At 46.5% G+C, this 26,317-nt stretch carries 23 protein-coding genes and 1 riboswitch; of the genes, 9 read left to right on the plus strand and 14 right to left on the minus strand.

Annotated elements, in window-relative coordinates; translation table 11 throughout:
- Positions 1-164 precede the first annotated feature (164 nt).
- Complete coding sequence (gene cdd / locus ACJB0T_RS13210) at positions 165-1,052, plus strand: cytidine deaminase (RefSeq protein WP_479290291.1); 888 nt, start codon at positions 165-167, stop codon at positions 1,050-1,052.
- A 181-nt stretch (positions 1,053-1,233) separates the two neighbouring features.
- Positions 1,234-2,409: a formate-dependent phosphoribosylglycinamide formyltransferase gene (purT, locus tag ACJB0T_RS13215; protein WP_479290293.1), complete on the plus strand. Its 1,176-nt coding sequence runs from the start codon at positions 1,234-1,236 to the stop codon at positions 2,407-2,409.
- An 83-nt stretch (positions 2,410-2,492) separates the two neighbouring features.
- Here the strand turns inward: purT and ACJB0T_RS13220 are convergent, their stop codons facing one another.
- Positions 2,493-2,849 (minus strand): VOC family protein, encoded by a 357-nt coding sequence (locus ACJB0T_RS13220; RefSeq protein ID WP_479290295.1) that lies wholly within the window; start codon positions 2,847-2,849, stop codon positions 2,493-2,495.
- A gap of 206 nt (positions 2,850-3,055) precedes the next feature.
- Between ACJB0T_RS13220 and ACJB0T_RS13225 the strand changes: the two genes are divergently transcribed.
- Positions 3,056-4,081: a DUF3080 family protein gene (locus tag ACJB0T_RS13225; protein ID WP_479290297.1), complete on the plus strand. Its 1,026-nt coding sequence runs from the start codon at positions 3,056-3,058 to the stop codon at positions 4,079-4,081.
- Between the two features lie 14 nt (positions 4,082-4,095).
- Here the strand turns inward: ACJB0T_RS13225 and ACJB0T_RS13230 are convergent, their stop codons facing one another.
- From ACJB0T_RS13230 to ACJB0T_RS13240, 3 genes are all read right to left on the minus strand, one after another.
- Positions 4,096-4,947, minus strand: a complete 852-nt coding sequence (locus tag ACJB0T_RS13230) for a DNA ligase (protein WP_479290299.1) — start codon at positions 4,945-4,947, stop codon at positions 4,096-4,098.
- A 251-nt stretch (positions 4,948-5,198) separates the two neighbouring features.
- Complete coding sequence (locus ACJB0T_RS13235) at positions 5,199-5,942, minus strand: chromosome partitioning protein ParA (RefSeq protein WP_479290301.1); 744 nt, start codon at positions 5,940-5,942, stop codon at positions 5,199-5,201.
- Positions 5,943-5,966: 24 nt separating this feature from the next.
- The gene (locus tag ACJB0T_RS13240) at positions 5,967-6,125 is read right to left on the minus strand and encodes a hypothetical protein (RefSeq protein WP_042501352.1); all 159 of its coding nucleotides are present in this window, start codon (positions 6,123-6,125) and stop codon (positions 5,967-5,969) included.
- A gap of 382 nt (positions 6,126-6,507) precedes the next feature.
- A riboswitch (glycine riboswitch) is annotated at positions 6,508-6,607 on the plus strand.
- Between the two features lie 144 nt (positions 6,608-6,751).
- Here ACJB0T_RS13240 and ACJB0T_RS13245 point away from each other — a divergent pair.
- Positions 6,752-8,119, plus strand: a complete 1,368-nt coding sequence (locus tag ACJB0T_RS13245) for an alanine/glycine:cation symporter family protein (RefSeq protein WP_479290303.1) — start codon at positions 6,752-6,754, stop codon at positions 8,117-8,119.
- Positions 8,120-8,331: 212 nt separating this feature from the next.
- Here the strand turns inward: ACJB0T_RS13245 and ACJB0T_RS13250 are convergent, their stop codons facing one another.
- Both ACJB0T_RS13250 and ACJB0T_RS13255 read right to left on the minus strand, forming a co-directional pair.
- Positions 8,332-9,873 carry a bifunctional NUDIX hydrolase/phosphatase PAP2 family protein gene (locus tag ACJB0T_RS13250; RefSeq protein ID WP_479290305.1) on the minus strand — a complete coding sequence of 514 codons (1,542 nt, stop codon included), beginning with the start codon at positions 9,871-9,873 and terminating at the stop codon, positions 8,332-8,334.
- 13 nt (positions 9,874-9,886) lie between these two features.
- Positions 9,887-10,405, minus strand: coding sequence for a GNAT family N-acetyltransferase (locus ACJB0T_RS13255; protein ID WP_479290308.1), 519 nt, complete (start codon positions 10,403-10,405; stop codon positions 9,887-9,889).
- A 162-nt stretch (positions 10,406-10,567) separates the two neighbouring features.
- On the opposite strand from ACJB0T_RS13255, the gene ACJB0T_RS13260 reads away from it, so the two are divergent.
- Entirely contained in the window at positions 10,568-10,903 is a 336-nt protein-coding gene (locus ACJB0T_RS13260; RefSeq protein ID WP_479290310.1) for a hypothetical protein, read from the plus strand.
- Positions 10,904-10,927: 24 nt separating this feature from the next.
- Here the strand turns inward: ACJB0T_RS13260 and ACJB0T_RS13265 are convergent, their stop codons facing one another.
- From ACJB0T_RS13265 to ACJB0T_RS13290, 6 genes are all read right to left on the minus strand, one after another.
- A complete protein-coding gene (locus ACJB0T_RS13265) occupies positions 10,928-12,808 on the minus strand; it encodes a propionyl-CoA synthetase (RefSeq protein WP_479290312.1) in 1,881 nt (626 codons plus the stop codon).
- A 40-nt stretch (positions 12,809-12,848) separates the two neighbouring features.
- Entirely contained in the window at positions 12,849-14,042 is a 1,194-nt protein-coding gene (gene prpF, locus ACJB0T_RS13270; protein WP_479290314.1) for a 2-methylaconitate cis-trans isomerase PrpF, read from the minus strand.
- Positions 14,043-14,053: 11 nt separating this feature from the next.
- The gene (gene acnD, locus ACJB0T_RS13275) at positions 14,054-16,648 is read right to left on the minus strand and encodes a Fe/S-dependent 2-methylisocitrate dehydratase AcnD (RefSeq protein ID WP_479290316.1); all 2,595 of its coding nucleotides are present in this window, start codon (positions 16,646-16,648) and stop codon (positions 14,054-14,056) included.
- Positions 16,649-16,668: 20 nt separating this feature from the next.
- Entirely contained in the window at positions 16,669-17,799 is a 1,131-nt protein-coding gene (gene prpC, locus ACJB0T_RS13280) for a bifunctional 2-methylcitrate synthase/citrate synthase (protein ID WP_479290318.1), read from the minus strand.
- Positions 17,800-17,911: 112 nt separating this feature from the next.
- Entirely contained in the window at positions 17,912-18,811 is a 900-nt protein-coding gene (prpB, locus tag ACJB0T_RS13285) for a methylisocitrate lyase (protein ID WP_479290320.1), read from the minus strand.
- A gap of 76 nt (positions 18,812-18,887) precedes the next feature.
- Entirely contained in the window at positions 18,888-19,571 is a 684-nt protein-coding gene (locus ACJB0T_RS13290) for a GntR family transcriptional regulator (RefSeq protein ID WP_479290322.1), read from the minus strand.
- A 295-nt stretch (positions 19,572-19,866) separates the two neighbouring features.
- Between ACJB0T_RS13290 and ACJB0T_RS13295 the strand changes: the two genes are divergently transcribed.
- The 3 genes from ACJB0T_RS13295 (at position 19,867) to ACJB0T_RS13305 (ending at position 23,132) form a co-directional block, all read left to right on the plus strand.
- Positions 19,867-20,841: a tripartite tricarboxylate transporter substrate binding protein gene (locus ACJB0T_RS13295; RefSeq protein ID WP_479290323.1), complete on the plus strand. Its 975-nt coding sequence runs from the start codon at positions 19,867-19,869 to the stop codon at positions 20,839-20,841.
- Between the two features lie 257 nt (positions 20,842-21,098).
- Positions 21,099-21,596, plus strand: a complete 498-nt coding sequence (locus ACJB0T_RS13300) for a tripartite tricarboxylate transporter TctB family protein (protein ID WP_479290325.1) — start codon at positions 21,099-21,101, stop codon at positions 21,594-21,596.
- A 9-nt stretch (positions 21,597-21,605) separates the two neighbouring features.
- Positions 21,606-23,132, plus strand: coding sequence for a tripartite tricarboxylate transporter permease (locus ACJB0T_RS13305; protein WP_479290327.1), 1,527 nt, complete (start codon positions 21,606-21,608; stop codon positions 23,130-23,132).
- Positions 23,133-23,204: 72 nt separating this feature from the next.
- Here ACJB0T_RS13305 and ACJB0T_RS13310 read toward each other — a convergent pair whose 3' ends face one another.
- On the minus strand, positions 23,205-23,894 hold the full coding sequence (locus ACJB0T_RS13310) for a response regulator (protein WP_479290329.1): 690 nt from the start codon (positions 23,892-23,894) through the stop codon (positions 23,205-23,207).
- Entirely contained in the window at positions 23,891-25,510 is a 1,620-nt protein-coding gene (locus ACJB0T_RS13315; protein ID WP_479292264.1) for an ATP-binding protein, read from the minus strand. The genes ACJB0T_RS13310 and ACJB0T_RS13315 overlap by 4 nt, the downstream gene beginning before the upstream one ends.
- A gap of 383 nt (positions 25,511-25,893) precedes the next feature.
- Between ACJB0T_RS13315 and ACJB0T_RS13320 the strand changes: the two genes are divergently transcribed.
- Positions 25,894-26,133 (plus strand): cation transporter, encoded by a 240-nt coding sequence (locus ACJB0T_RS13320; protein ID WP_042499850.1) that lies wholly within the window; start codon positions 25,894-25,896, stop codon positions 26,131-26,133.
- Positions 26,134-26,317: the final 184 nt, after the last annotated feature.

Here is a 26,317-nt window from a genome sequence, read left to right on the forward strand (position 1 = left end):
TACCTATTGCGGGTTGTCAGATCTAGCAACTCGATTTTTTGTGTGATGTCACTCTTATATTGCAACATTTGCAAATATTGCATTATTTAACGTGATTCTAATCACCTTTATATCCTGAGAACTTGCTTAGAATATAAAAAACACTTGATCACATAGGAAACCGCATGACTGATCGTTTTGATTCTGCGTTGGCCGACACTCCAAAGCATATTGCTACCTTTTTAAAGCCTATTTTATCGGCTCCAGATTTCGATGCGACTTTATCCAAAGAGCAGTTTGAAAAGCTCCAGGCTTTGTCTGGTCTTGACGATAGCGAGCTGCGTGTCGCCCTTTTACCTTTTGCAGCTGCGTATTCCTATGCGCCGATTTCAGAGTTTTTTGTTGGCGCGATCGTTCGTGGATTGTCCGGACGCCTTTATTTTGGTGCTAACATGGAAATCATTGGAGCTCAACTTGGTCAAACCGTCCATGCCGAGCAGTCCGCTATCAGCCATGCTTGGATGAAAGGTGAAACTGGCCTGAAGGACATCACCATCAACTACAGTCCTTGTGGCCACTGTCGTCAATTCATGAATGAGCTTACCACCGCCGATTCTTTGGTTGTGCAATTGCCTCAACGAGATGAGATGACGTTACAAGAGTACCTACCAGAATCGTTTGGTCCTAAAGATTTAGGTATTACCGATGCGCTAATGAGTCCTAAACAACATGGGCTCTCAACCGATGAAACAGACACATTGGTTCTCTCTGCTGTTGATGCGCTTAATCAAAGCCACTCACCATATACTAAGAACCTTAGCGGCGTTGCTATTAGCACTAAAGACGGTAAAACCTACAAAGGTGCTTATGCGGAAAATGCAGCATTCAACCCTAGCCTGCCTCCACTTCAAGTTGCTTTCATGCAACTATTACTCGCTGGGCAGTCGTTCGAAAATATTCAACTCGTGGCACTTGCAGAGATGGCCTCCGGTAAAATCAGCCACCTCGCCGATACACAAGCGACGCTTGAAGCAATCGACCCAGATATTCCATTGGAATATGTCGCTCTTTAGCCAACTGTTCTATTGAACGCAAGCAGCTTTATTGAACAATAATCATAGCCTCGCCCTATCGCGAGGCTATTTTTTTAACGATTCAAATATCTCAATATATTTTCCGCGCAAACGTTTGCTTTTTGAAGATAATCCAGTATGATCCCCGGCAATTCTTCCTCATGAACGTCAAGGATTTTATATGTTTGGTACAGCAACTCGTGAAAACGCTACACGTGTACTACTGTTGGGCTCTGGTGAACTGGGTAAAGAGGTCGCCATCGAATGTCAGCGACTTGGCTTAGAAGTCATCGCCTGTGATCGCTACGAAGATGCACCAGCAATGCAAGTCGCTCACCGTAGCTATGTACTTGACATGTTAGATGGGGAAGCACTCGAAGCCATCATCGAAAAAGAAAAACCAAGCTATGTGGTTCCTGAAATTGAAGCCATCGCAACGGACAAGTTAGTAGAGCTTGAAAGCAAAGGTGTTAACGTTGTCCCTACCGCGAATGCAACTAAGTTGACCATGAACCGCGAAGGTATTCGTCGCCTCGCAGCCGAAGAGCTTGAATTGAACACCTCACCTTATCAGTTTGCTGATAACTACGAGGACTTTAAGGCTGCTGTTGAACACGTTGGTGTGCCTTGCGTAGTAAAACCAGTCATGAGCTCCTCGGGCAAAGGCCAGAGCGTCATTAAAACGGAAGCAGACATCGAAAATGCATGGACTTATGCGCAAGAAGGTGGCCGCACTGGTGCCGGTCGAGTGATCGTTGAAGGTTTTATCGACTTTGATTACGAGATTACATTGCTAACGGTACGTGCTGTCGACGGTGTCCACTTCTGCGCGCCTATCGGCCATCGTCAAGAAGATGGTGACTACCGCGAGTCTTGGCAACCACAAGTAATGACGGAAAACGCACGTAAAGCCGCTGAATACACCGCGGAACAAGTCGTTAACGCACTTGGTGGCTACGGTATTTTCGGTGTCGAGCTATTCGTAAAAGGGGATAAGGTGATTTTCAACGAAGTATCACCTCGCCCTCACGATACTGGCCTCGTCACACTTATCTCTCAAGAGATGTCAGAATTTGCTCTTCATGTTCGCGCATTCACTGGCCTACCAGTAAACAATATCGCTCAATATGGACCTGCAGCATCTGCGGTGATTCTTGGTCAGGGCACTTCAAACAACATTCGTTTTGAAGGTCTAGATGAAGCACTAGCTCTGCCGCAAACGCAAGTTCGCCTGTTTGGTAAGCCAGATATTGATGGTCGCCGCCGATTAGGTGTGGTGTTGACGAAACGTAAATCACTAGAAACAGCAGTAGACGAAGCAGTAAGCTGTGCGAAGAAGGTGAAAGTCATTTACTAAGTTCACGCGTTCTATTAACGCACAAAAGCAGGCTCTGGAATGATTCGGAGCCTGCTTTTTACTATCGACTCAGCACGTTGATACTAACGTGGCTCAGACCAAACAGCGAACTCGTTGCCACTCGGCTCAGTAAAATGGAAGCGGCAACCGCCGGGAAAGTCAAAGATTTCGCGAATAATCACGCCTTGGTTGGCCTCAACCTTTTTGTATGTTGCCTCTATGTTGGCACTGTAGAAGACCAGTAATGCGCCGCCACTCGCTGCGGTTGAACACAAGTCTGCACGATAGAATCCACCATTCAAACCTTGGTTTTCAAACGCTGTATAGTCATCACCGTAATCCTGAAAAGACCAGTCAAATACAGCAGTAAAGAAACGCTTTGTTTTGTCTAAATCACTGGCCGCAAATTCGACGTAGTCCAGTTTTACTTGCTCACTCATTTCAGCTCCATTGTTCGAGTCATCAGTTCCCATCCATAGTAAAAGATCTATTGCTTGAGGTTTGTGAGAAGATAGGCATTTATCTCAAACCTCCTACTGATCAACTATGCACTAAGATTACGTAACAGGTAATTGAAGCAGACATATGTTCACTCGCACCTCAGGGAGTCAGGGTTACCGTGCGCACTAAAGAGATTTCGCTTTCAATGAAATTAATCGCCAAGTCATCATTAATGCTTTTTGTTGCGGTGATGACAGGTTGTTTTAGCGATACACCGAATGAACGCTTTCTTGATTACCAGGAGCGCATTGCCAATATTCAGCAACGCGAACTACTCCCTGCCCCAGTTTTTGAGCTTGTCGAGCTTCCTGCAAAGCGTCAGCTTACCAAAGAAATACCACGTACGACTCTTGGTCTAGTGGACAGCTATCAGCTACGAAAATGCAATCTATTTGGCTTAATTGCAGAGCGTAACTCAGTGCTTGGCAAAGTTCAGGATCAGTTTCGAAATTTCGACTACCAACTGCAGCTTATTGATGGACTTGAGCGCTGCTTGACTTCAAACCAAATTGATCCAGAGCTTAAAGAGAGTCTACAGAAAATCTTGGATGTGAAGTACCAGTACTTACCTGACTACTTTTTTAATCTTGTTTACACCAGTGATGCCATGCGGCTGCAACTAAGTGGTTCGGATTGGATTGTGAAGCGCGATGCCAGCTATGCATTACAAATAAGAGAGCCATTAGACGCTTTCAATGCTGTTGCCAAATTCATAGCTACCAATGAACGTGGAACGCTTGAACGTCCGCCACTACTGACTGACTATCAAGAAGTACTAGAGAAACAGAACGTGATTGGGCGTTTGGCCTTTTCTTTGGAAGCGAGTGAGAGATGGTTACAAACGGTCACAGCGCAACTCAATCAATATGACGATAGCATTCCTTGTGGTAAAAACCGCGACATCTCACGCTTTAATTATCTGGTCAACGTCTTCAACAACGTATTTGTCAAGGAGGTGCAACCCTACCTCTCTTACCTAGATTCTGAATATCAGGCATTGTCCGCTCAAACTCTGTTTGTAACGGCACTGCTCCAGACCAAGGATGACAGCGGCTACAACCTTGAGGCAAGGCATCTCGCTTTCAAACAAGCAAGTCGAGCACACGTCGATTACTGGAAACGTCTTTTTAAACGCTGTGGTCGCGACTTGTCCTCAGTGGTGAATCGATAAAAGCCTTATCTTTACTACTCTTCCTCTCGTATACGATGGTATCGCGCAAAGCGCGGAATGCCGTTTTCAGTCCAACCATTGTGCTTAAACGTAATCATCTTGCCTATTGCTGGAGGATTAGCTCTCTCTTCATCGGTAAAACCTGTACCAATATACAGCCGAACACCACCGTTTATCTCAACGAGTATTGCTCCCATCATGCCATCATACTTTCCTTTTCCTGGTTTATATCCAACGACAATCCCTTCTGTATCTTGAACGGTTTTTACTTTAATTAAGCTGTTGTTTCGTCCAGGGTGATAAATTTCATGACGCTTTTTGAGCATTAAGCCTTCAGCTGCATCGTCAGTCACTTGCGTAAGTAAAGCTTGTAAATCTTTGTGTGTCTCTACCACCTTTTGTTCAACACACTGAATGTGAGTATATGGCAGCGACTCACAATAGTTTTTTAGGTAACCGTATCGCTGTTCAAATGAACCTAAGTGACCAGGCACATCAAACAGTATAAAAGTAATCGCTTGCCACTGTGATGAATCGGGCACTTTATCAAGTACCGTTTTTTGCACTTGTCCAAAGCCTCCTCTTCCTGCCCATAGCTCGCCTTCAATCATTATCTCCGGTAGATCCTTAACGAACCACTTGGGAGCATTTAAAATACGACCGGATCGTGTAACCAACTCCTTCCCTGTCCAAATTGCTCGAATTCCATCGAGTTTTTCGCTGACATAATAACTAGCAAGGTCGATATCTTGATGGTACTCCAAAGCATTGGTGACGTTAGGGGCTTGATCGATAAATTGAATACCGTGCGCGTCCACTTTTACCGCTAGTGCAGCAAAAACAACGAGTGTCGATACTTTTTCCATCGGCTTATACACGTTAACTGCCTCTCCATTCTTCCAATTAAAATAGCGTTAAATTAGATGCTAACGACAGTCTAGAAGTTTGAAATAAGCGAGCCACGTACGGCGATAGAAATTACGAGTTAGGTGTGAAGAAGATTCGCAGAGAGACGTATCAATTGCATTAAGATTTGATGCAGCCCGAAATTGCGAGCAAGACGCTTCCTCTTACTTGTTGTTACACATAGTAAAAAGCAAAAGGAAGCAACTAGGGTTTATTGAATACCCAACTCAGTTTTCAAAGTAGCAATATGGTTAAGATCCATATTGTGTACTTTGAGCATCTGTTCGATCTGGCTTAGTGATGCGGTCGCAGAATCATATCGCTCGCAAGAGTCTGACTTCGCATCCCATGACGTGCCTTCAAGATACAAGTCACAGTCCTGTTTTAACCTTTGCAGGTTTGGAGTGATTTGGGCTCGTTCTTGCTCTAGTTTGGCAACTTCAGCTTTAAGCTCAGCCTCACGCTTAAACAGCTCTTGAGACTGTTCAAACATCGAACTTTGAATGTCATTCTTACGAACTAGCTGGGTATTTTCGTTCTCTTGTTTTACCAGTTGCTGCTTTTTGCTCGACAACTGGTTTTGCAAATCAGTTTTATCTTGCTCGAGCTTAGCAATTTGCTCCTCAAGAGTGGCAATTTGTTCTTGATGTTCCGCAACCTTCTCCTCTACCGCTTTACGAAGTTTAAGCTGTGCTTGCGACTCTGCCATCGATAGCTGCTCAGTCAACGTTTGCTCATGATCTTCGGTTTGAGTCACGGTTTGTTGATAGCGAGATTCCAGTTCAGCGTAGCGCTGCTGCCAATCACTTTGAGTCACAGAGGCGCCAATCAGCCCCCCCGTTGCAATACCAAGCACCGCTGCAATCCCGATATAGAGCCTAGCTCGATTGTCTTTTTGCTCAATGACAACAACGTCATCATTCTCGGCTTGTTGGTTTTGTTGTTGCTTATCCACACCTACTCCTGGGAGTGACGATTACTATCGTATTAATTCTGAAATCACCAGCGTCGTCACGTAGATCGCAAACGCTGATAAGGCAGTGACTATGACCACTTTCTGGACCTTCTCATTAGTCCGATAGCGAAACAGCATAAAGGCAAGCACGACAAGAAAAGCGATCGCTAACAGTCGAGTCATATACATCTCCTTGTATTCAGGGAAGTCCCAAATGAGATAGAGCGGGCTTTATGCTCACTGCACAACGCGACACTTTACCCTACTTAAACGAGTTTTACGTCAGAAACATTTCAAATATACCAAATGGTTGACTTTGCTACCCTATTTGCAGAAATAAAATTGTAAATTTATTCATGACATCGCTATTTAAATACGCTACGATTGCGCCCACAGATTATCTAGTATCTAGATATTTGTTCCGATGAAGGCTGCAGGAGAGTGGTAATTAACCAAAATTTAACGTTTGGTTAAAACTACCCGCCGAAGAAGTAAATCTTTCAGGTGCTTTATTCTGAGTAATCAGAGCTTATCAATTGATAAGGATAAAGTGAGGACTGTAGTTGGAGGAACCTCTGGAGAGAGCCGTTAGATCGGCCGCCGAAGGAGCAAGCTCATTTCTATGATGAGTGAAACTCTCAGGTACAAAGGACAGAGGAGAGAATAGCAACATTGAAACACTCAATTCAGTAACTGACTCTATGTCAGTGTTAAGCGATACGAGTAGTCCTGTTCGATCATGCCATGCTTGATTGCGCGTACTGCCCTTTCTCTCTTCTCCTTAAGTTTTGTTTTATTAAGGGGAAATCATGAACAATCTTCAATCTACACTGCAAACCATTGACTCATTCGTTTGGGGTCCACCACTGCTTATTTTGTTGGTCGGAACCGGCGTTTACTTCACGTTTAAACTGGGTCTTTTACAGTTTCGCCACCTTCCGACCGCACTAAAGCTTATCTTTGCTAAAGACAAATCTGGCCAAGGCGATGTGTCTAGCTTCGCTGCACTGTGTACCGCACTCTCTGCAACAATTGGTACAGGTAATATCGTCGGTGTTGCCACGGCCATTAAACTTGGTGGTCCCGGCGCACTATTTTGGATGTGGCTAGCGGCTCTATTCGGAATGGCAACCAAGTACGCTGAGTGCTTGCTTGCCGTTAAATACCGCAAAGTGGACGACAAAGGCCAAATGCTCGGCGGTCCTATGTACTACCTTCGTGATGGTGTTGGCTCCAAGTTTCTCGCAACCATGTTCGCCGTGTTTGCCCTCGGTGTAGCGTGCTTTGGTATCGGTACTTTTCCGCAAGTGAATGCCATTCTTGATGCCAGCGAGATCTCCTTTGGTGTCTCACGTGAGCTTTCAGCAGCAGTACTCACGCTGTTAGTCGCTTTCGTTACACTGGGTGGTATTCAGTCAATTGCCAAGGTGGCCGGTAAAGTCGTACCAACCATGGCGGTATTCTATGTATTGGCATGTCTTAGCGTCATCATCATAAACGCAGATAAGCTTGTGGATGCGGTGCAACTTGTTGTTGTTTCTGCGTTTAGCAGTACAGCTGCAACCGGCGGCTTTGTCGGCGCAAGCATTATGCTCGCAATTCAATCGGGCATCGCTCGTGGCGTGTTCTCAAACGAAAGCGGTCTTGGTAGTGCGCCAATAGCGGCGGCGGCAGCGAAAACTGACAGCTGTGTACGCCAAGGGCTTATCTCGATGACAGGTACGTTTATCGATACCATCATCATTTGTACCATGACGGGTCTTGCATTGATTCTCACTGGTGCATGGCAAAGTGACTTTGCTGGCGCAGCAATGACCACACACGCGTTTGCGACCGGTCTTAACGCTGAGTACTTTGGTCCAATGCTGGTATCAATTGGTCTCATGTTTTTCGCCTTCACCACGATTCTAGGCTGGAACTATTACGGTGAACGCTGCGTAGTATTCCTGATGGGGACTAAAGCGGTGCTTCCTTACAAAATTATTTTCGTTGGTTTGGTCGCCTCAGGTGCATTTCTGCATCTCGATATGATTTGGATTATCGCCGATATCGTCAATGGCCTGATGGCAATACCTAACCTGATCGGTTTAGTGCTTCTTCGCGGTGTCGTCATCGAAGAAACCAAGCTCTACTTTGCCGCACAATCTCGTCGAAACAAAGTCGCAGCAACGGCATAGTATCGTTAGGTAGAATAAAAAAGGTCTGAATTATCAGACCTTTTTTACATAAACATAATGTCGGCAATGCTATCTAATGCCGCATCTACTGCGCCGTTTAACTGTACTGCTACGCTAGACATAAACGCCGAACAAGCCGCAATCAAAGCGATAATCATAAAAACCTCCTCTTCAAGTCAGCCTTCATTTTATCTCTCGATTTCTATCGGTAGTTACCCTTTTACGCCACGACCTTGATGATCTTGATTTCTAAACAGCACCATAACTAAAGCGGGAACCAAAATGAGTACGGGCGTAACGATTAATTGAAGCAGTAACGAACCTATCCCACTGTGTGAGACCACAGTTTCCAACTGAAAATACCCAAGGAGTACAAAAAGGATAAGAACCAGCGATAGCAGCAACTCTTTCAAACACATGGTAGAGCGAGGTAATCGAACGCGACTAGCCAGTGTAAACAGCAGCATACCTAAACAAAGTCCAAGCCAACTTAAAAAGGTTGGGAACGGCCAAACATAGCAAAGAATCGCTGCCACAGCCATAAGCACCAGCCAGACTCGAGGTCGGGTAAATGTATACACTTCACTGACGGCTAAACTCAACGAATGGCGTACGAAGTGCCAGCCCACTAGCGCACCGAGCAAGGCGCCAGCCAACATATCAGAAAGGAACGCACCACCACTGATAAACTGATAGAACACCAACACCACACTAACAATGATAAATGCAGACATGAACACACTTCTAAATCTGGTGTGGATTTGACTCATGACGATGGTGGAAATCGAAACCCAGTTTGCAATGAGCAAATCCGGAAAGCTGTATCCACTTCGATCTGTGTAATTGATTGAAGGCAAGTAAGCATGGGGAACCGCAAAGCCAAAACCCTGCTTGGCCACCAAAATAAACAAAGAGGTGGCAGTCACTGCGAACATCAACTGACCGGTAAAGTGACGTCCCCATAGCCAAATAAACAGAGGTAAGAACGCCATTAGAAACAGAGGCTGTACCAGAACATATAAGATTCGTCCGCCCCACACTACCATCTCGCGAATATGCAAAGGCGCTTGCATTAAGACCTCTTGAGCGTTCTCTAGCCAACCCAGTTCGACCTGGTGAATTGTCGGAGCCGATTCAATGAGGTTATCGATGAACTGGATCGGTTGGTTATCAGCCGTCTCATACATCGTTTTTACCAAAGGCCACTGTTTTGGATAGCGGTAGTCCTTTGGCGCAATAGACTTAGGCTGTATTAATGTTGCACTGCGAACTTCTACTCCAAAGTGAGGAGCGAAATAGATAGGTAATTCAATTCCTTTTGAGAACTTTGTCGCTTCATACGCGATGATGGCCGACTCAACATGACATTCAAAAAATATAGCCTGGTGGGTACGTCCAAGTTCTCTGCCTACATCGACAACCAATCCTGCTTCTTCCCATGTTTCTCGTTGAGCAGTCAGGCGTGGGTCTTCGTTATTTTCAATCGTTCCACCAGGCAGCGAAAGTTTACCCGTAATGATTTCATCCACGAGCAACAAACGATCTTTACTTCTGACGATACACAAAGACCCTCTAATCGAGGGGGCAATCGGGGCTAACGGCAATGGGTTATGGCTGGCTTTAGGCACAGCTTGGCCGTTCACTCTCTTACTAGGTAGTTCAGGAGATGACTCTGAAGATGCAGCAAAACTCAGATTTGCAGTAAAAAGCGCGAGCAAGCACAAAAAAAACCAATGGCTCAATAATTGAGTCACGAATAATCCTAATTTATATTTTTTTTCTAAGACAATGAATGTGAGGGAAAAATCCCTGCTTTTTATAGAGATTCAATGCCGATTGATTGAAATCCCAAACTTCAACCATAAGCTGTGTTGCACCAAGGTGTTCTAAGCGTGTTTGCGCCTCGACGAGCAAAGCCTCAGCGATACCGTGTTGTCTCCACGAGGGTGTCACAAACAGCTCATCGATATTGCCAACGAAACACGGCTTGCTAATGGGTGAAGTCAGTTCGCAAAACTGAGCGGTGACGAAACCAACAATCGTTGCTTCGTCACTTTTAGCATTAGAGGATGCATCAATTATATTTGTTGCGGTTGCAACCAACACCAAACAATCAGGTGAATCTAAATAGCGGGCGATACTTTTTTCTTGTTGTACTTCATCAGCAGATTTGAAGTCTGTCGGTACCGCACTATGGTGGTGTTCATGCAATTCAAACATTAAATCATTAAGAATATCGAGATCTTGAATAGTCGCAGAACGAAGTGAGATGCGAGGTGAAGTCATCGGTATACGCTCGATTTAATGGTTAAACAAACAGGTCACAAATGTGCACATAGTGTGAGGGTTTTGTCAGGGATGTGCAAATAAAAAAACCTAACAATTGGGCGCGCCCATCAAGCTTAGGGAATTACTCACTATACTTACAGAAAAACTAAAGGATTGGTTATGACACTTTCTCGTTTTTGGTTATTTATCGCTCTACTTCCTAGCGGAGCTTTAAGCGCGGAGTTGCCGTTAAAGTGCCGTTTAGACACATCTGCGGATCAGTTTTGGTTCTATCAAGACCAATTGGTGTTTCAAAGCAATCAGTTTGTGATATTTCAAAACTTCAAAGGGCGAGTGGTGACGCAGGTAGATGTCAAAACAGGTAAGTTCAGCCGAACCACCTATATTGGCGAACCTTTTGTACCCAAATATCAAATGTTATTTGGCACTTGTGAAGAACCGAACCATGTCCTGAAAATGTGGCACATGAGTTCGGTTCAAATGGACGAGAGGTAGTTTCTTACCTCTCCTATTTGTCAATTAGCTCGGGTTAAGCGCTTTTTCTATCTCAGACAAACTCGCTGGATCATCGATCGTTGAAGGTACCGTGTAGGTTTCACCATCAGCGATTTGCCTAATAACGCGGCGTAAGATCTTGCCTGAGCGTGTTTTTGGTAGTCTATCGACAACCAGCGCATGCTTAAAGCACGCTACCGCACCGATTTCAGAACGTACTTTACCAACAAGCTCAGTTTCCAACGCGCCACTGTCCACTTTCACGCCATCTTTAAGCACCACAAGACCGAGTGGCAGCTGGCCTTTTAAATCATCATGGACACCTACAACCGCACATTCAGCAATCGCTGGGTGACCACCGACAATCTCTTCCATTTCACCGGTTGACAGGCGATGCCCGGCCACGTTGATTACGTCGTCCACCCGACCCATGATAAACAAATAGCCATCTTCATCGAGATAACCGCCATCGCCAGAGACGTAGTAACCTTCAAATTGACTTAGATAACCAGAATCAAATCTATCGTGATTACGCCATACCGTGGTTAGGCAGCTTGGTGGAAGCGGACGTTTTAGGGACACAAAACCCTGTTGGTTGGCGCCAACAGGCTCTCCTAACTCATTCAAGATTTCGACTTTAAAACCCGGACTTGGCATAGTCGAAGAGCCCGCTTTGATTGGCATTGACTCAAGCCCTACCGGATTCGATGAAATTGCCCACCCTGTTTCAGTCTGCCACCAATGGTCAATCACAGGTTTATTGGTTTGGCTTTGCACCCACTCTAATGTTGGAGGATCGAGTCGCTCGCCAGCCATAAAGATGCTGTTTAAGGCGCTCAAATCATACTTATTTAACTCTAGACCTTCTGAGTCTTCTTTCTTAATCGCTCTAAACGCTGTCGGAGCGGAAAATAGGACCTTCACCTGATACTCTTCACAAACGCGCCAAAACGCACCCGGATCAGGCGTTCGCACCGGTTTACCTTCAAACAAAATCGACGTGCAGCCATGTATCATCGGCGCATAAACAATGTAAGAGTGCCCAACGACCCAACCCACATCGGATGCTGCCCAAAACACCCCATCGGTTGGCATGTTGTAGATGGCATTCATGGAGTATTTCATTGCCACAGCGTGACCGCCGTTGTCGCGTACCACACCTTTCGGTTTGCCCGTTGTGCCAGAGGTATACAGAATATAGAGCGGGTCAGTCGCTAATACTGGCACACATGCGTGAGGCAGTGCGCGTTCATACTGCTCTGCCCAATCAAGATCGCGCTCTTGATTTAGCTCTGCAAGGCACTGCGGGCGTTGTAGCACGAGCACCTTATCGGGTTTCCAGCGGCTATCCATGATGGCCTGATCCACAAGCGGTTTGTATGGCAGAACCTTGTTGACCTCAACGCCACAAGACGCAGTCATAATAACCTTAGGCTCCGCATCTTCAATTCGTACCGCCAGTTCATTAGGGGCAAAACCGCCAAATACGACAGAGTGAATTGCACCGAGGCGGGCACACGCTAGCATCGCCATCGCGGCCTCTGGGATCATCGGCATATAGATAATGACCCTATCGCCTTTCGTGACGCCCTGCGATGCAAGCATTCCCGCGATTTTTGCCACTTTGTCACGCATTACCTGATAGCTATAACGCTCTTTAACTCCTGTGACGGGTGAGTCGTAAATCAGGGCGGTATTATCACCTCGGCCTTGTTCACAATGATAATCTAAGGCTAGCCATGCGGTATTCATTACTCCGTCAGGAAACCAGCGTTCGATGCCGTTGTCGTCTTTCGCCAAGATGGTTTTCGGCGCTTCAAACCAATCAATATTTTCCGCTTGATGCTGCCAGAAGGATTCCGGTTGTTGCTCTGCCCATTGGTACTCTTTTTGATATACAGACATAGTGCGTCCTCCAATATGTCTTAAGTAGTTTGAAACGTCGTTAGCTCGCTATATCGTCGTTGAGCAAGGTATCCGACGGTACACGAACCCAGCCTTCCATAAGGATCCGCGCACTTCGACTCATAATTGCCCTTTCCACCGTCCAGCCTTGCTCAGACTGACAAGCCACAGCGCCCACCTTGAGCGTTCCAGACGGGTGTCCAAAGGTTACTCCCTCACGAGCACCGCCGCCCGCGGCCAAATTGACCACCGTACCTTCTACACTCGCAGCGCAAGCAATAGCGACAGCTGCCGTGCCCATCATGGCGTGATGGAGCTTACCCATCGACATTGCTCTAACTAATAGTTCAATGTCTGCTGTCTCAATGGTTTTGTCGCTTGAAGAGCGATAAGGTTTAGGTTTGGAAACAAAGGCAACTTTGGGGGTGTGCTGGCGAGTTGCCGCTTGCTCAATATCGTCAATTAATCCCATTTTTAATGCCCCATGAGCACGAATGGTTTCAAACTTTTCAAGCCAACCAGCATCACTATTGATGTCTTGTTGCAGCTCAGTACCTTCGAGACCAAGTTCGGCGGCGTCGATGAAAATCGTTGGGATACCTGCGTTAATCATCGTGGCATTGAACACGCCAACGTCTGGCACATGTAGGTCATCGACCAAGTTCCCCGTTGGAAACATCGACCCATCACTACTGCTTGGATCAACAAACTCCACTGCAATTTCCGCCGCAGGAAAGGTAACGCCATCGAGAAGGAAGTCACCCAGTTCTTGAACCTCTCCATCCACCATCGGTACTTTAGCCACAATGGTTTTCTCGATATTGGCTTGCCAGATGTTAATCTCAGCTATGCCATTTTCGGGCAGTAAGTTTGAGTCAATTAAACCACTATGAATAGCAAACGGTGCGACTGCAGCAGATAGGTTTCCGCAGTTGCCACTCCAATCGACAAACGTCTTATCAATGGCCACTTGACCGAATAAGTAGTCAATGTGATGCTCAGGGCGGCTACTTTTCGACACAATCACCGTTTTACTGGTACTTGATGTTGCCCCTCCCATTCCATCAATCTGCTTGGCATACGGATCTGGACTACCAATGACACGCATCAACAGTTGGTCACGAACAACGCCTGGCTGTTTTGCTGCTTCAGGCAAATCTTCGAGGCTAAAGAACACACCTTTGCTCGTCCCTCCGCGCATGTATGTGGCAGGCACTTTTATTTGTTTGCTCATGCTACATCCCCCTATTTCGCGAGAAAGTCTTGTGCGAATCGCTGCAATACACCGCCAGATGAATAAACGGCCACCTCGTCTTCCGTGTCTAGTCGACAAGTCACGGCAATATCGAGCTTGTCGCCATTGGCGCGCGTGACCACTAGAGCCAAGTCACAGCTCGGAGCAATATCGCCGACGACATCGTAAGTTTCAGTGCCATCTAGACCTAAGGTGTTTCTATCGGTACCCGCTTTGAATTGCAGCGGCAATACGCCCATACCAACGAGATTGGTTCTATGGATTCGCTCAAACCCTTCAGCAACAATTGCCTCGACGCCGGCTAGGCGAACCCCCTTCGCAGCCCAATCTCGTGAAGAGCCTTGTCCATAATCCGCACCGGCGACAATGATCAAAGGTTGCTGACGCTGCATGTAGGTTTCAATTGCTTCCCACATGCGGGTGACCTTGCCTTCTGGTTCAATTCGAGCCAATGAGCCTTGAACAACATTGCCATTTTCCGTGACCATTTCATTGAACAGTTTGGGGTTGGCAAAGGTTGCTCGCTGAGCAGTTAAGTGATCCCCGCGATGGGTCGCATAGGAGTTGTAGTCTTCCTCGGGTACGCCCATGCTAGTGAGGTACTCCCCTGCGGCACTGGACGCTAAGATAGCGTTAGATGGCGACAAATGGTCAGTGGTTATGTTATCTCCGAGGATGGCTAGCGGTCTCATGCCGCTTAGTGTACGAGGCTTAGCCAGTGCCCCTTCCCAATATGGTGGCCTGCGGATGTAGGTGCTCATCTCACGCCAATCGTAGAGTGGATTTGAACTTGCCTCTTCATCATTTAGCTTAAACATTTGCAGGTAGACTTGATTGAACTGCTCAGGCTTAACGTGCGCATTAACGACCGCATCGATTTCTTCATCGCTAGGCCAAATATCATTAAGGTAGATAGGTTTACCTTCAGCATCGACACCCAGCGAATCTCGCTCGATATCAAAACGAATCGTACCCGCTATCGCATAAGCAACCACTAGAGGCGGAGATGCTAAAAACGCTTGCTTCGCATACGGGTGAATACGTCCGTCGAAGTTTCGATTGCCTGATAAAACTGCGGTTGTGTACAAGTCGTTGTCGATGATTTCTTTTTGGATCGCAGGGTCAAGCGCGCCACTCATGCCATTACAGGTTGTACACGCATAAGCGACAATACCAAAGCCCAGTTTCTCTAGCTCTGGAAGTAATCCCGACTCTTGCAAGTAGAGCTTGGCAACCTTTGAGCCCGGCGCAAACGAGGATTTTACCCAAGGCTTGCGTACTAAACCCAGCTCATTGGCTTTTTTGGCTATTAATCCAGCCGCGACCACGTTGCGCGGGTTACTAGTGTTGGTACAGGATGTGATAGCGGCAATGATTACCGCGCCATCTGGCATGGTGTCAGATTTTTGCTCCCACGCACCTGCAATGCCCTGCTCGCTAAGCTGCGCGGTGGGTAATCGGCGATGAGGATTAGACGGCCCCGCCAAGGTACGTTCAACGCTTGATAAATCAAACTCCAGCACACGTTCGTATTCCGCATTAACCAGCTCATCAGCCCAAAGCCCGGTTTGTTTGGCGTACCGTTCCACCAGCTTAACCTGCTCTTCCTCGCGGCCTGTGAGTTTTAGGTAGTTGATGGTCTGCTCGTCGATGTAGAACATCCCCGCCGACGCGCCGTATTCAGGCGTCATGTTCGAGATTGTTGCCCGGTCACCGATAGTGAGCTGCTTAGTGCCTTCGCCAAAAAACTCTAGATAGCTAGACACCACTTTTTGACCACGCAAAAACTCCGTTAATGCGAGCACGATATCCGTCGCGGTAATACCCGGTTGACGCTCCCCTGTAAGCTTAACACCGACGATATCCGGCAGACGCATCATTGACGGTCGACCCAACATCACCGTTTCTGCCTCTAGACCACCGACACCAATGGCAATTACGCCCAACGCATCGACGTGAGGCGTATGGCTGTCGGTACCGACACAGGTATCAGGAAACGCGACGCCGTTTTTCACCTGTACCACTGGGGATAATTTCTCAAGGTTGATCTGGTGCATAATCCCGTTACCAGCCGGCACCACACTGACATTCTCAAACGCGGTTTTGCACCACTCAATAAAGTGGAAACGGTCTTCGTTGCGGCGCTCCTCGACAGCACGATTTTTTTCAAAGGCATCAGGATCAAAGCCTGCATGCTCAACCGCGAGGGAGTGATCGACAATCAGCTGAGTCTCTACCACTGGGTTTACCGCCGCCGGATCGCCGCCTTGAAGCGCGATAGCATCACGTAGACCCGCTAGATCTACCAATGCGGTCTGCCCCAAAATATCGTGGCAAACCACGCGCGCTGGATACCAAGGAAAATCTTTATCACGTTTGCGATAAATAAGCTGAGATAAACACGCTTCTAGCTCCGAAGGCTCGCAGCGGTGCACTAAATTTTCAGCCAGTACTTTCGCCGTGTATGGCAGGCGATCAAACACGCCTGGTTCGATATCATTAACGGCCGCTTGCGCATCAAAGTAATCAAGCTGAGTGCCAAGAAGCGGTTTGCGATATTGATAATTCATAGTGTTATTCGACATATTCACATCCTTCCCTAGCACTAATCACGCGCTTCGATCGGCGTCCACTCTCTAGCCTCAGGACCATCATAATCCGCACTAGGGCGAATGATGCGGTTGTTAGCACGCTGCTCATAAACGTGTGCAGCCCAGCCTGTTAAGCGGCTCATTACAAAAATGGGGGTAAATAGCTTAGTTGGGATATCCATGAAGTGATAAGCAGAGGCGTGGAAGAAGTCCGCATTACAGAACAGCCCCTTTTCACGCTTCATTACCGATTCAACACGCACAGAAACGTCATAGAGGTAAGTATCACCGACCGTCTCAGACAGCTCTTTTGACCAGCGCTTAATCAGCGCGTTACGCGGATCGCTTTCCCTATAGATGGCATGACCAAAGCCCATGATTTTGTCTTTATTCGCAAGCATCTGCATGATGTTCGCCTCTGCTTCATCGGCAGTTCTCCAATCTTGGATCATGTCCATTGCTGCTTCGTTAGCACCACCGTGAAGTGGTCCTCGAAGCGTACCGATAGCGGCAGTGATACACGAATGAATGTCGGATAGTGTGGAAGCGCAGACTCGGGCTGCAAAGGTAGAGGCATTAAACTCATGCTCCGCGTACAGAATGAGTGAACAGTGCATGACTTGCTTGTGCAGTGCAGATGGTGCTTTATCGGTGAGCATTTTCAAAAAGTAACCACCAATGCAATCTTCACTTTGATCTTCGGTATCGATGCGCACACCTTCGTGACTAAAGCGATACCAATAACAAATGATCGCAGGAAACAAGGAAAGCATTCGCTCTGTTGCTTGCTGTTGCTCGGAAAAATCCAGCTCTTGTTCAAGATTACCCAATACCGAACAGCCCGTTCGCATCACATCCATTGGATGCGCATCGGCTGGAATTAACTCAAGCGCTTGTTTGAGCGCTTCTGGTAGACCGCGAAGCCCGACTAGGATCGTTTTATAATCATCCAACTCTTTTTGATTGGGCAGATGCCCGCGCAGCAGCAAATGCGCGACCTCTTCGAACTGAGCATTGTTTGCCAGATCGGTAATATCATAACCCCGATAGGTTAGTCCTGTTCCAGATTGTCCTACAGTACATAGCGATGTGGTACCTGCACTTTGGCCTCGTAGACCTGCTCCACCAATGGCTGAATTTGGCATATTGAACTCCTTTTCCCGTATGTCGCCCTTTTAGGGTCTTTTATCACGGCGTTTCGTTATTGGATTAAATGTGTTTTTCTAATTTTTAGCGTTTCGATTTCAATCGGACAAATCAGGACTTGTTGTCAGCAAACAACTGATCCAATTTGTCCTCGTAACTGTGATAATTCAGGTGCTCATACAGCTCAGCACGGGTTTGCATTTGCGATGTCAACGCTTCTTGATTACCTACAGTGAGCAAATGCTGGTAAACATTTTCTGCGGCTTTGTTCATCGCTCTAAAGGCTGACAATGGGTAAAGCACCATATCCACACCGACACTGGCGAGCTCTTCGCAGCCAAATAATGGCGTCTGGCCAAACTCTGTAATGTTGGCAAGAATAGGTACATCTTTGCCCGTCGCGCTTGAAAGTGCTGATTTGAATTGTTTGTAGTGATCGAGTGAAGTCATCGCTTCGGGGAAGATCATATCTGCGCCTGCTTCCACACACGCAATAGCTCGCTCAATGGCTTTATCCATCCCCTCTACGGCAAGCGCATCAGTACGCGCCATGATGACAAAGCTTGGATCGGTTTTGGCATCTACCGCGGCTTTCACGCGATCAACCATCTCTTGTTGAGTAACAATCGCTTTGTTAGGTCTATGGCCGCAGCGCTTTTGTGCCACTTGGTCTTCAATATGAACGGCGGCTGCGCCTGCTTTTTCCATTGCTTTGATAGTGCGAGCAATGTTGAAAGCGCCACCAAAGCCAGTGTCAATGTCCACCAGCAATGGTAAATCACAAGCGTTAGTAATCCTCTCAACATCAACTAGCACATCGTTGAGTGTAGTAATGCCAAGGTCTGGAAGGCCGTAAGATGCGTTAGCAATACCGCCACCAGAAAGATAGATAGCTTGATGGCCAACATTTTTCGCCATCATCGCGCAATACGGGTTTACTGTACCTACAACTTGAAGCGGGTTGCCTTTAATGACGGCATCACGGAAAGATTGGCCTGGTGAAAGTGACATACGAGTCTCCTTGTCCTTTTGTTTTTATGTGCTCATGGCTTGCTATGAAAGTCAGGCACATCGATATTCACGTTATTTAAATTAGATTTTGTTCTATTAAGGCTTTGCTTCTTGAAATGTGTCTTCTCATCAAAAGCTCAGCCAATTCCTGGTCACGATTTTTAATCGCATCTAGGATATATAAGTGTTCTCTCAGCGCCGCCTCTGGTCTTGATTGGGTGCGTGGCGACTGATAACGGTACATTCGCAGCAAGTGATATAGCTCATTGCAAAGCAAATGAACCAGTTGGCTATTTTGACTCGCTTTAATAATTCGATAATGAAAGTCAAAATCACCGTGCTGGTGGAAGTAAGAGGCGCCAGCGACTTCATCGATATGCTCAGAGTGGCGACCCAATAAGCCTTCTAGCTCTGCGACTTCTTCATCACTAATATGAGCAGCCGCTAAGCGAGCGGCCATACCTTCCAACGCTTCTCGCACCGAATAGAGCTCAACGAGTTTTTGCTGAGTCAGTGTGATGACCCGCGCTCCTACATGAGGAATTCGTTCAATCAGTCCCAACCCTTCAAGCCTCATGATCGCTTCTCGGAGTGGCCCTCGGCTGACCTCAAATCGCTTCGCAAGCTCTGGCTCAGAGATCTTACTGCCCGACTCAATTCTTCCTTCGACAATCTCTTCTATTAGTTGCTCTGTTAAATTTTCGGACTTCGTTGCTTCTTTAGAAGCGGCCACGTCACCGATCGCAAACTCTGTACTCATCTCTTCACTTACCCACTCGTCTAACAACATTGTTGACAATAAATAGTAACTGATGACTATTTAAGCAACTTGCCGTCTAACTATCAACCACATTGTCGACAATATAGACTAATGTCTAACGTTAACGTCAAGCTGTGAACTTTATGAACAAAATTGAATTAATGCACTTTATCCTCAATATCGCCGCTTTATTGATGCCTTATTAACAATTACATAACCTTTTGACTAACCCAAAGAGGTCACGCCAGATCCCTCCAAGCTGGCAGACAATAAAGTCAACATAAGGAACGTGAACATGTTTAACGCATTGAAACCTACCCTAGCGGCGTCTATCGTCGCTGCTACTCTATCTTTTGGCAGCTATGCTGCGGATCTGGATAAGATTCACTTCTTGATCCCTGGCGGTGCTGGTGGTGGTTGGGATATGACCGCACGTGGCACGGGTGATGTGTTAGTGAAAGCAGAGATTGTCGACAATGTCTCTTTTCAAAACTTATCTGGTGGTGGCGGCGGTAAAGCCATTGCTCACCTAATCGAAACCGCTAAGCGTCAAGAAGATACCTTAATGGTCAACTCCACCCCGATTGTGGTTCGCTCACTCACTGGTGTATTCCCTCAATCTTTCCGCGATTTAACGCCTGTTGCTGCGACGATTGCTGACTACGGCGCGATTGTCGCCCCTGCCGATTCTCCATATAACACATGGGAAGATGTGGTCGCGGACTTCAAAGAGAATCCACGTAAAGTCAAAATCGCCGGTGGCTCTGCACGAGGCAGCATGGATCACTTAGTAGTAGCGGCTGCGTTTAAAGGTGAAGGTTTTGATGCAAAGAAAGTTCGCTACATCGCTTATGATGCAGGCGGTAAAGCCATGGCTGCGCTGCTTTCAGGCGAGACACAGTTATTGTCGACAGGTCTAGGCGAAGTGCTTGAAATGTCTAAGTCAGGACAAGTTAAAGTACTTGCCGTTACTGCACCTAAGCGCCTTGAAGCGGCTCCGGATATTCCAACTCTTACAGAATATGGTAACGAAACCGTCTTTGCTAACTGGCGCGGTTTCTTCGCAGCACCTGGTGCGAGTGAAGAGAAAGTTAAAGAGTGGAACGCAGCGCTAACTAAAATGTACAGCACCGATGAATGGGCAATGGTACGTGACCGCAATGGTTGGATTGACAACTACAAACCTGATCAAGACTTCTATAAGTTCCTAGAAGACCAAGAGAAGCAAATGGGTACGCTCATGACCGAACTTGGTTTCCTTAAAAAGTAACCATACCGGAGGGGTTCGCCCCTCCTCGATTCAAACACGTACGTATATTCAACGTGCACCAATTTTTGCCGTATATAAGCGACAATCTCGACTCCTTCAATTCTGGATTGTTCACGTTAGCAGTACTGACCCCTTAATCTCCTGGGGAAAGATTTATTCGAGTAAACGCTCTTTGTCCTTAGGCAACTTATCCACTTGGTCGCCGCTCATCGACCCTTATATACGGCTTTTTCTTTATTCACTATTTGGAGTGAGTTATGTCCGATTTCACCTCTAAGCTGTTCACAAAAGAGAACTTGCTGTCTCGTGATCGTGTAGGTGCGATGATTTTTTTGATCCTGTGTTTGTGCTACGGCTACCAAACATCGCTGATCCCTATGTTTCCAGGTGATGAATATGAACCCTTCACCGCACGTACCTTGCCTACTATCTTAACGTTTGTCGGCATCGGCCTATCGATATTACTGCTGATTACTGGCCAGCCTGACCAGAAAAGTAATGACGAGCAACGCTTCAACTGGAAACTGCTCATTGGATTTTTAGTCTTGATGGCTGGATACGGATTAGGGTTGACCTATCTGGGATTTGTACTCGCGACAAGCTTCTTCCTTTTGGCAGGGTTCTATCTGTTGGGCGAGCGTCGTAAAGCCGTGTTGTTTGGCGCTTCATTCCCTTTTGTTATCGCATTTTATCTATTACTCACTCAAGGTTTGGATATCTACCTTGAGCCTGGAATCATCTTTACGATCTGGTAGGACACCATTATGTTAGACGGAATTTTACAAGGCCTTTCCACGGCCGTGATGCCTATGAACATCATGATGGTGATCGTTGGCTGTTTTGTCGGTACCTTTATCGGCATGCTCCCAGGACTTGGTCCAATTTCAGCAATAGCGCTGATGATCCCTATCACGTACGGACTTGACCCTTCATCGGGACTCATTCTTATGGCAGGCGTGTACTACGGCGCCGTTTTTGGCGGTTCAACCTCCTCCATCTTGATTAACGCTCCAGGCTGTTCATCGACGGTAGTAACTGCTTTCGATGGCTATCCAATGGCGCAAAAAGGCCAAGCGGGTAAAGCACTAGCACTGGCAGCCTACTCCTCATTCACGGGTGGTACGTTATCCGCCATTATGTTGCTGTTTGCAGCTCCTGCATTGGCAAAAGTCTCTCTGAGCTTCCAGTCTTCTGACTATTTCGCTTTGATGCTGCTTGGTCTATCTGCAGTTGCAGCGTTCGCGGGTAAAGGCCAAGTGCTAAAAGCTTGGATGATGGTAGTACTCGGACTGATGCTGTCTACAGTTGGGATCGACAAAGGCGTAGGTGTTGAGCGTTTTACCTTTGGTCTGACTGATCTTATGGATGGCTTTAGCTTCCTGTTGCTGGCAATGGCAACATTCGCGCTTGGCGAGACCTTAATGGGTATTCTAAAACCAGACCAAGATACACGCCAAGATGAGCAGAAAAAGCTCAGTGATATCGGTAGCATGAAAATTACCAAGGAAGAAGTCAAAGAAGTCGCACCTGTTTCTATACGCTCATCTATTCTCGGCTTCTTTACTGGCGTCCTTCCGGGTGCCGGTGCGACGATTGCAGCGTTCCTCTCTTACGGTATGGAACGTAACCTTGCGCCAAAGGAGAAGCGTGAAGAGTTTGGTAAAGGCAGCATTCGCGGTTTGGTTGCTCCTGAGTCAGCAAATAATGCGGCATCAAGTGGTTCGTTCGTGCCACTACTAACACTTGGTATCCCGGGTTCAGGTACAACTGCAATCATGCTCGGTGCACTGATCGCTTATGGTATCCAGCCAGGCCCACGTTTGTTTGTAGAACACCCAGACGTCTTCTGGTCAGTTATTATTTCGATGTACTTTGGCAACATTGTTCTAGTGATTTTGAATCTGCCACTAATTCCTTATATCTCGAAACTGTTAGCGGTTCCTAGAACCGTGCTGCTTCCAATGATTTTGTTCTTCTCTATTACTGGTGTTTATCTGGTCTCATTCAACACTATGGATGTGTTTATCATGCTATTGATTGCAATGGCTGCGATAGCGCTGCGACTAGCTAACTTCCCACTTGCCCCGCTACTACTCGGTTTCATCCTTGGTGGCTTGATGGAAGAGAACCTTCGACGTGCGCTTATGATTAGTGATGGTGAGCTTAGCTTCTTATGGGAGCGTCCAATTACGCTGACATTTACAGTGCTGGCTGTCTTGGTGTTAATCGGACCTTCAATTTTCTCGTTGATGAAGAAGTGGTTCTATCAGCCGAAGAAGGTTGAATCCTAAAATGTAGCCCAGTTTGATATTCTCAATATCACAAAGCCCCCAACACATGTTAGGGGCTTTGCTTTTTAACACCTATCGTTGCTGGCGTCGATAACACCGCTCTGGCCGTCCGACAGTGCCATAATTGACATCTGCCTCTAACTCCCCAGTACTGATTAAAAACTCAAGATAACGCCTCGCAGTCGTTCGACTCGCACCAATGCTATCCCCCGCTTCATCCGCAGTAAAACGGCTATCTTGTTTAAACAGGGCACGAATTTTTTCCAAGGTAACACCATCAATCCCTTTCGGTAGACGTGCCTCAGAATTAGTATCTGCGTTATTGTTCTGCTGCATCATTTCATCAACGAGTGACTGATTAAGATCGTCAGCATGATGAAGCTGCTCTGTACGTTTTTGATACTTTTTAAGCGCCGCCTCTAACCTTGGGAACATGACTGGCTTTAGTAAATAGTCGATCACGCCACCGCGCATCGCATGCTGCAAAGTCTCGACATCTCGAGCTGCTGTAATCAGAATCACATCACACTTTTGGTTAAGACTACGAATATGACCCAGTATTTCAATCCCAGTGCCATCTGGAAGATATACATCCAGCATCACCAAATCAGGCTCCAGTACTTCGAGCTGCATCTCTGCTTCTAGCTTTGAGGTAGCAATACCTACAACCTCAAAACCACCAATCTGGTCTAAATAGCGGCGATGAAGCTCTGCAATTTTGAGATCGTCCTCTATTATCATGACTCGAGTGAAGTCATTCATACTAATCCATCCTTCGGAATGTATACGGTAACACGGGTTCCCATAGTGTCGTTGTCTATCATCTCTAACTGCCCTTGGTAACGCTCAGTCAGCTGTTTCACCAAAAACAAGCCAACGCCGCGATTTTGGGCTGATTTACTTGAAACGCCTCGGGTGGTTAAGGCATCAACATCAAGGTGCTGTGGCAGCCCACACCCCCTGTCGATAACCTCTAGAATGACTTCGTTGCCAAAATCACTGACTGATACGTCGACTGTTGAGCGTTCTGGTCGCTGATTCGGGGTTTGTTTGATAGCCGATAAGCTTGCCTCAAACGCGTTGTCGATCAAATTACCCAATATAGTCACCAGATCGTCAGCATTGATGCTGTCAGCCAAAGGTTCTAATCGAGATTCTTCATCGACAGTTAACGTTAAACCTAGCTCACGAGCTCGCTCAGTTTTGCCCAACAACATACCCGCTATTAGAGGGTCTTTGACTGTTTCTCTTAAAAACTCAATGAGGGATTGATAGTGCGCAGTTTCTTGTCCAATCAGGTTTTGTACTGCATCCACCTCGCCCATTTGAACCAGACCACTTATGGTGTTGAGTTTGTTGCGATGTTCATGAGTTTGGGAGCGCAGCATCTCTGCATAAGCTTTTGTTTGCGACAGTTGGTCAGTCAGCTCACTAATTTCATCACGGCGACGGAAACTTGAAACGGCACCAACCACCTTATTATCAACAACAATTGGGCTTCGATTGGCCACGATACGCTGCTGATTGAGATAGAGTTCTATGTCGTGATCTGCCTCTTGACTATCAATCAAAGACTGGAGATCAGAATTGGGTAGCGCTTTACTCAGCGGTCGGTTAATGACCTTCCCTTTTTCCAGCCCTAATATGTCACAAGCACTGGTATTAATAGAACGCAGCACACCGTGAGTATCGATACTGATGACCCCTTCTTTGATGGTACTCATAGTCACATCGAGCTCACCATACAAGCGGCCTATCTCTTCGGGTTCAAAGCCAAGAATGGCTTTTTGAAAACGTCTTGAAATGAAGTACGAAACAATCGCATTAGCTATGAGCACCAATACCGCCATTCCTAATAAGAACAACAAGTAAGGCTCAATGCGATCTTGCAGTCTATCTAACAAATAACCGACAGAAACCACACCAATGATGTTGCCGTCTTGATCAAAGACAGCCGCTTTCCCGCGAACAGATTTACCTAATGATCCTTCAGCAAAAGACACATAAGATTGACCATGAACCAGAGCCAGGTCGTTGTCGCCCCCTTTCATAGGCAGGCCAATACGCTCATCCACTGGGTGTATAAGACGGATACCTTGCTTGTCACCAATCACAATAAACGCCGCACCGATCATTTCAGTGAGGCCACGATAGCGATCTTGCATAAGCGACGCCGTATCGTACTCAATCATGTGGATAACAGCAGAAGACTGAGCTAGAAATGTCGCCACGCCTTTGGCCTTTAAGCCTACTTCCTGCTCTTGAGATTGTTTGATATAGCTAAAGCCTGCGAGCGTTAGGACAAGCAACTGCAACAATCCCGACACTGTCATGATGATCAGCATTCGGTATCGAAAACTTATCTGGTTCCATTTCATTACCACACTCCCCAAAACGCCAATGTAACAGTATTGCAACATGCCAGCATCCACACCGAAAGCGATCTGTGAACTGCTCAACTGTTTTGACATGGTTATCATTGTGTTGTCTATTTTTACATCAGTTTACACACTCGTTATGTTGCAATCGTGTTCATTCTGTAACCTGACTAAGATCACACCATTTTTAGGTTAAATTTAGAACTCTTGACTACCACTTTCGTATAGTATGAAAAGTGCCCCAGTACAAAACAGAAGAGCAAGCATGTCTTATTGCCCACGACTTTAATCATACTGGTTGGCGCAACAACAAAAACAATAAGCAATGAAGCAGTAGTACCCGTAACTAATAGCAATATTAGGTATCTGATAAGGGAATGATTATGGAACGTGACTGTTTTGGAATTTGCCTTGATAAGGCTTTGCTGTCGCAACACCGACGAGCCACCTTTACTCACGTAAGGGCTTATCAAACCACAACCTCTTTGGAAGACGATTTAGAACAAGACGTTGTCGTCTCGTTCTCATCGCCTCAAATGTCAGGCAACGAAGTACTTAAGGTGCTGAAACAATCAAAACACTTGTTGTGGCGAGCGGGCTATCTTTGCCCTTCTCATGACTAGTGTAATAACGAGCATCTAAAGGTAACTAACAACAATAGCTAGGTAAAAAGCAACATCTCCCCGGATGTTGCTTTTTTTCGCCACTTCAAAACACATCAATAATTTCAGAAAAACAAACACATACATGCGTAATTCTCACCAAAGCATCTATAGTTAAGTTATTGCACACTATTTTATTAGAGCA

It is taken from the genome of Vibrio sp. CB1-5, assembly GCF_059412285.1.

Coding starts and splice junctions, on each gene's coding strand:
- cdd (WP_479290291.1), top strand. CDS start 165: ATGACTGATCGTTTTGATTCTGCGTTGGCCGACACTCCAAAGCATATT.
- purT (WP_479290293.1), top strand. CDS start 1,234: ATGTTTGGTACAGCAACTCGTGAAAACGCTACACGTGTACTACTGTTG.
- ACJB0T_RS13220 (WP_479290295.1), bottom strand. CDS start 2,849: ATGAGTGAGCAAGTAAAACTGGACTACGTCGAATTTGCGGCCAGTGAT.
- ACJB0T_RS13225 (WP_479290297.1), top strand. CDS start 3,056: ATGAAATTAATCGCCAAGTCATCATTAATGCTTTTTGTTGCGGTGATG.
- ACJB0T_RS13230 (WP_479290299.1), bottom strand. CDS start 4,947: ATGGAAAAAGTATCGACACTCGTTGTTTTTGCTGCACTAGCGGTAAAA.
- ACJB0T_RS13240 (WP_042501352.1), bottom strand. CDS start 6,125: ATGACTCGACTGTTAGCGATCGCTTTTCTTGTCGTGCTTGCCTTTATG.
- ACJB0T_RS13245 (WP_479290303.1), top strand. CDS start 6,752: ATGAACAATCTTCAATCTACACTGCAAACCATTGACTCATTCGTTTGG.
- ACJB0T_RS13255 (WP_479290308.1), bottom strand. CDS start 10,405: ATGACTTCACCTCGCATCTCACTTCGTTCTGCGACTATTCAAGATCTC.
- ACJB0T_RS13260 (WP_479290310.1), top strand. CDS start 10,568: ATGACACTTTCTCGTTTTTGGTTATTTATCGCTCTACTTCCTAGCGGA.
- ACJB0T_RS13265 (WP_479290312.1), bottom strand. CDS start 12,808: ATGTCTGTATATCAAAAAGAGTACCAATGGGCAGAGCAACAACCGGAA.
- prpF (WP_479290314.1), bottom strand. CDS start 14,042: ATGAGCAAACAAATAAAAGTGCCTGCCACATACATGCGCGGAGGGACG.
- acnD (WP_479290316.1), bottom strand. CDS start 16,648: ATGTCGAATAACACTATGAATTATCAATATCGCAAACCGCTTCTTGGC.
- prpC (WP_479290318.1), bottom strand. CDS start 17,799: ATGCCAAATTCAGCCATTGGTGGAGCAGGTCTACGAGGCCAAAGTGCA.
- prpB (WP_479290320.1), bottom strand. CDS start 18,811: ATGTCACTTTCACCAGGCCAATCTTTCCGTGATGCCGTCATTAAAGGC.
- ACJB0T_RS13290 (WP_479290322.1), bottom strand. CDS start 19,571: ATGAGTACAGAGTTTGCGATCGGTGACGTGGCCGCTTCTAAAGAAGCA.
- ACJB0T_RS13295 (WP_479290323.1), top strand. CDS start 19,867: ATGTTTAACGCATTGAAACCTACCCTAGCGGCGTCTATCGTCGCTGCT.
- ACJB0T_RS13300 (WP_479290325.1), top strand. CDS start 21,099: ATGTCCGATTTCACCTCTAAGCTGTTCACAAAAGAGAACTTGCTGTCT.
- ACJB0T_RS13305 (WP_479290327.1), top strand. CDS start 21,606: ATGTTAGACGGAATTTTACAAGGCCTTTCCACGGCCGTGATGCCTATG.
- ACJB0T_RS13310 (WP_479290329.1), bottom strand. CDS start 23,894: ATGAATGACTTCACTCGAGTCATGATAATAGAGGACGATCTCAAAATT.
- ACJB0T_RS13315 (WP_479292264.1), bottom strand. CDS start 25,510: ATGAAATGGAACCAGATAAGTTTTCGATACCGAATGCTGATCATCATG.
- ACJB0T_RS13320 (WP_042499850.1), top strand. CDS start 25,894: ATGGAACGTGACTGTTTTGGAATTTGCCTTGATAAGGCTTTGCTGTCG.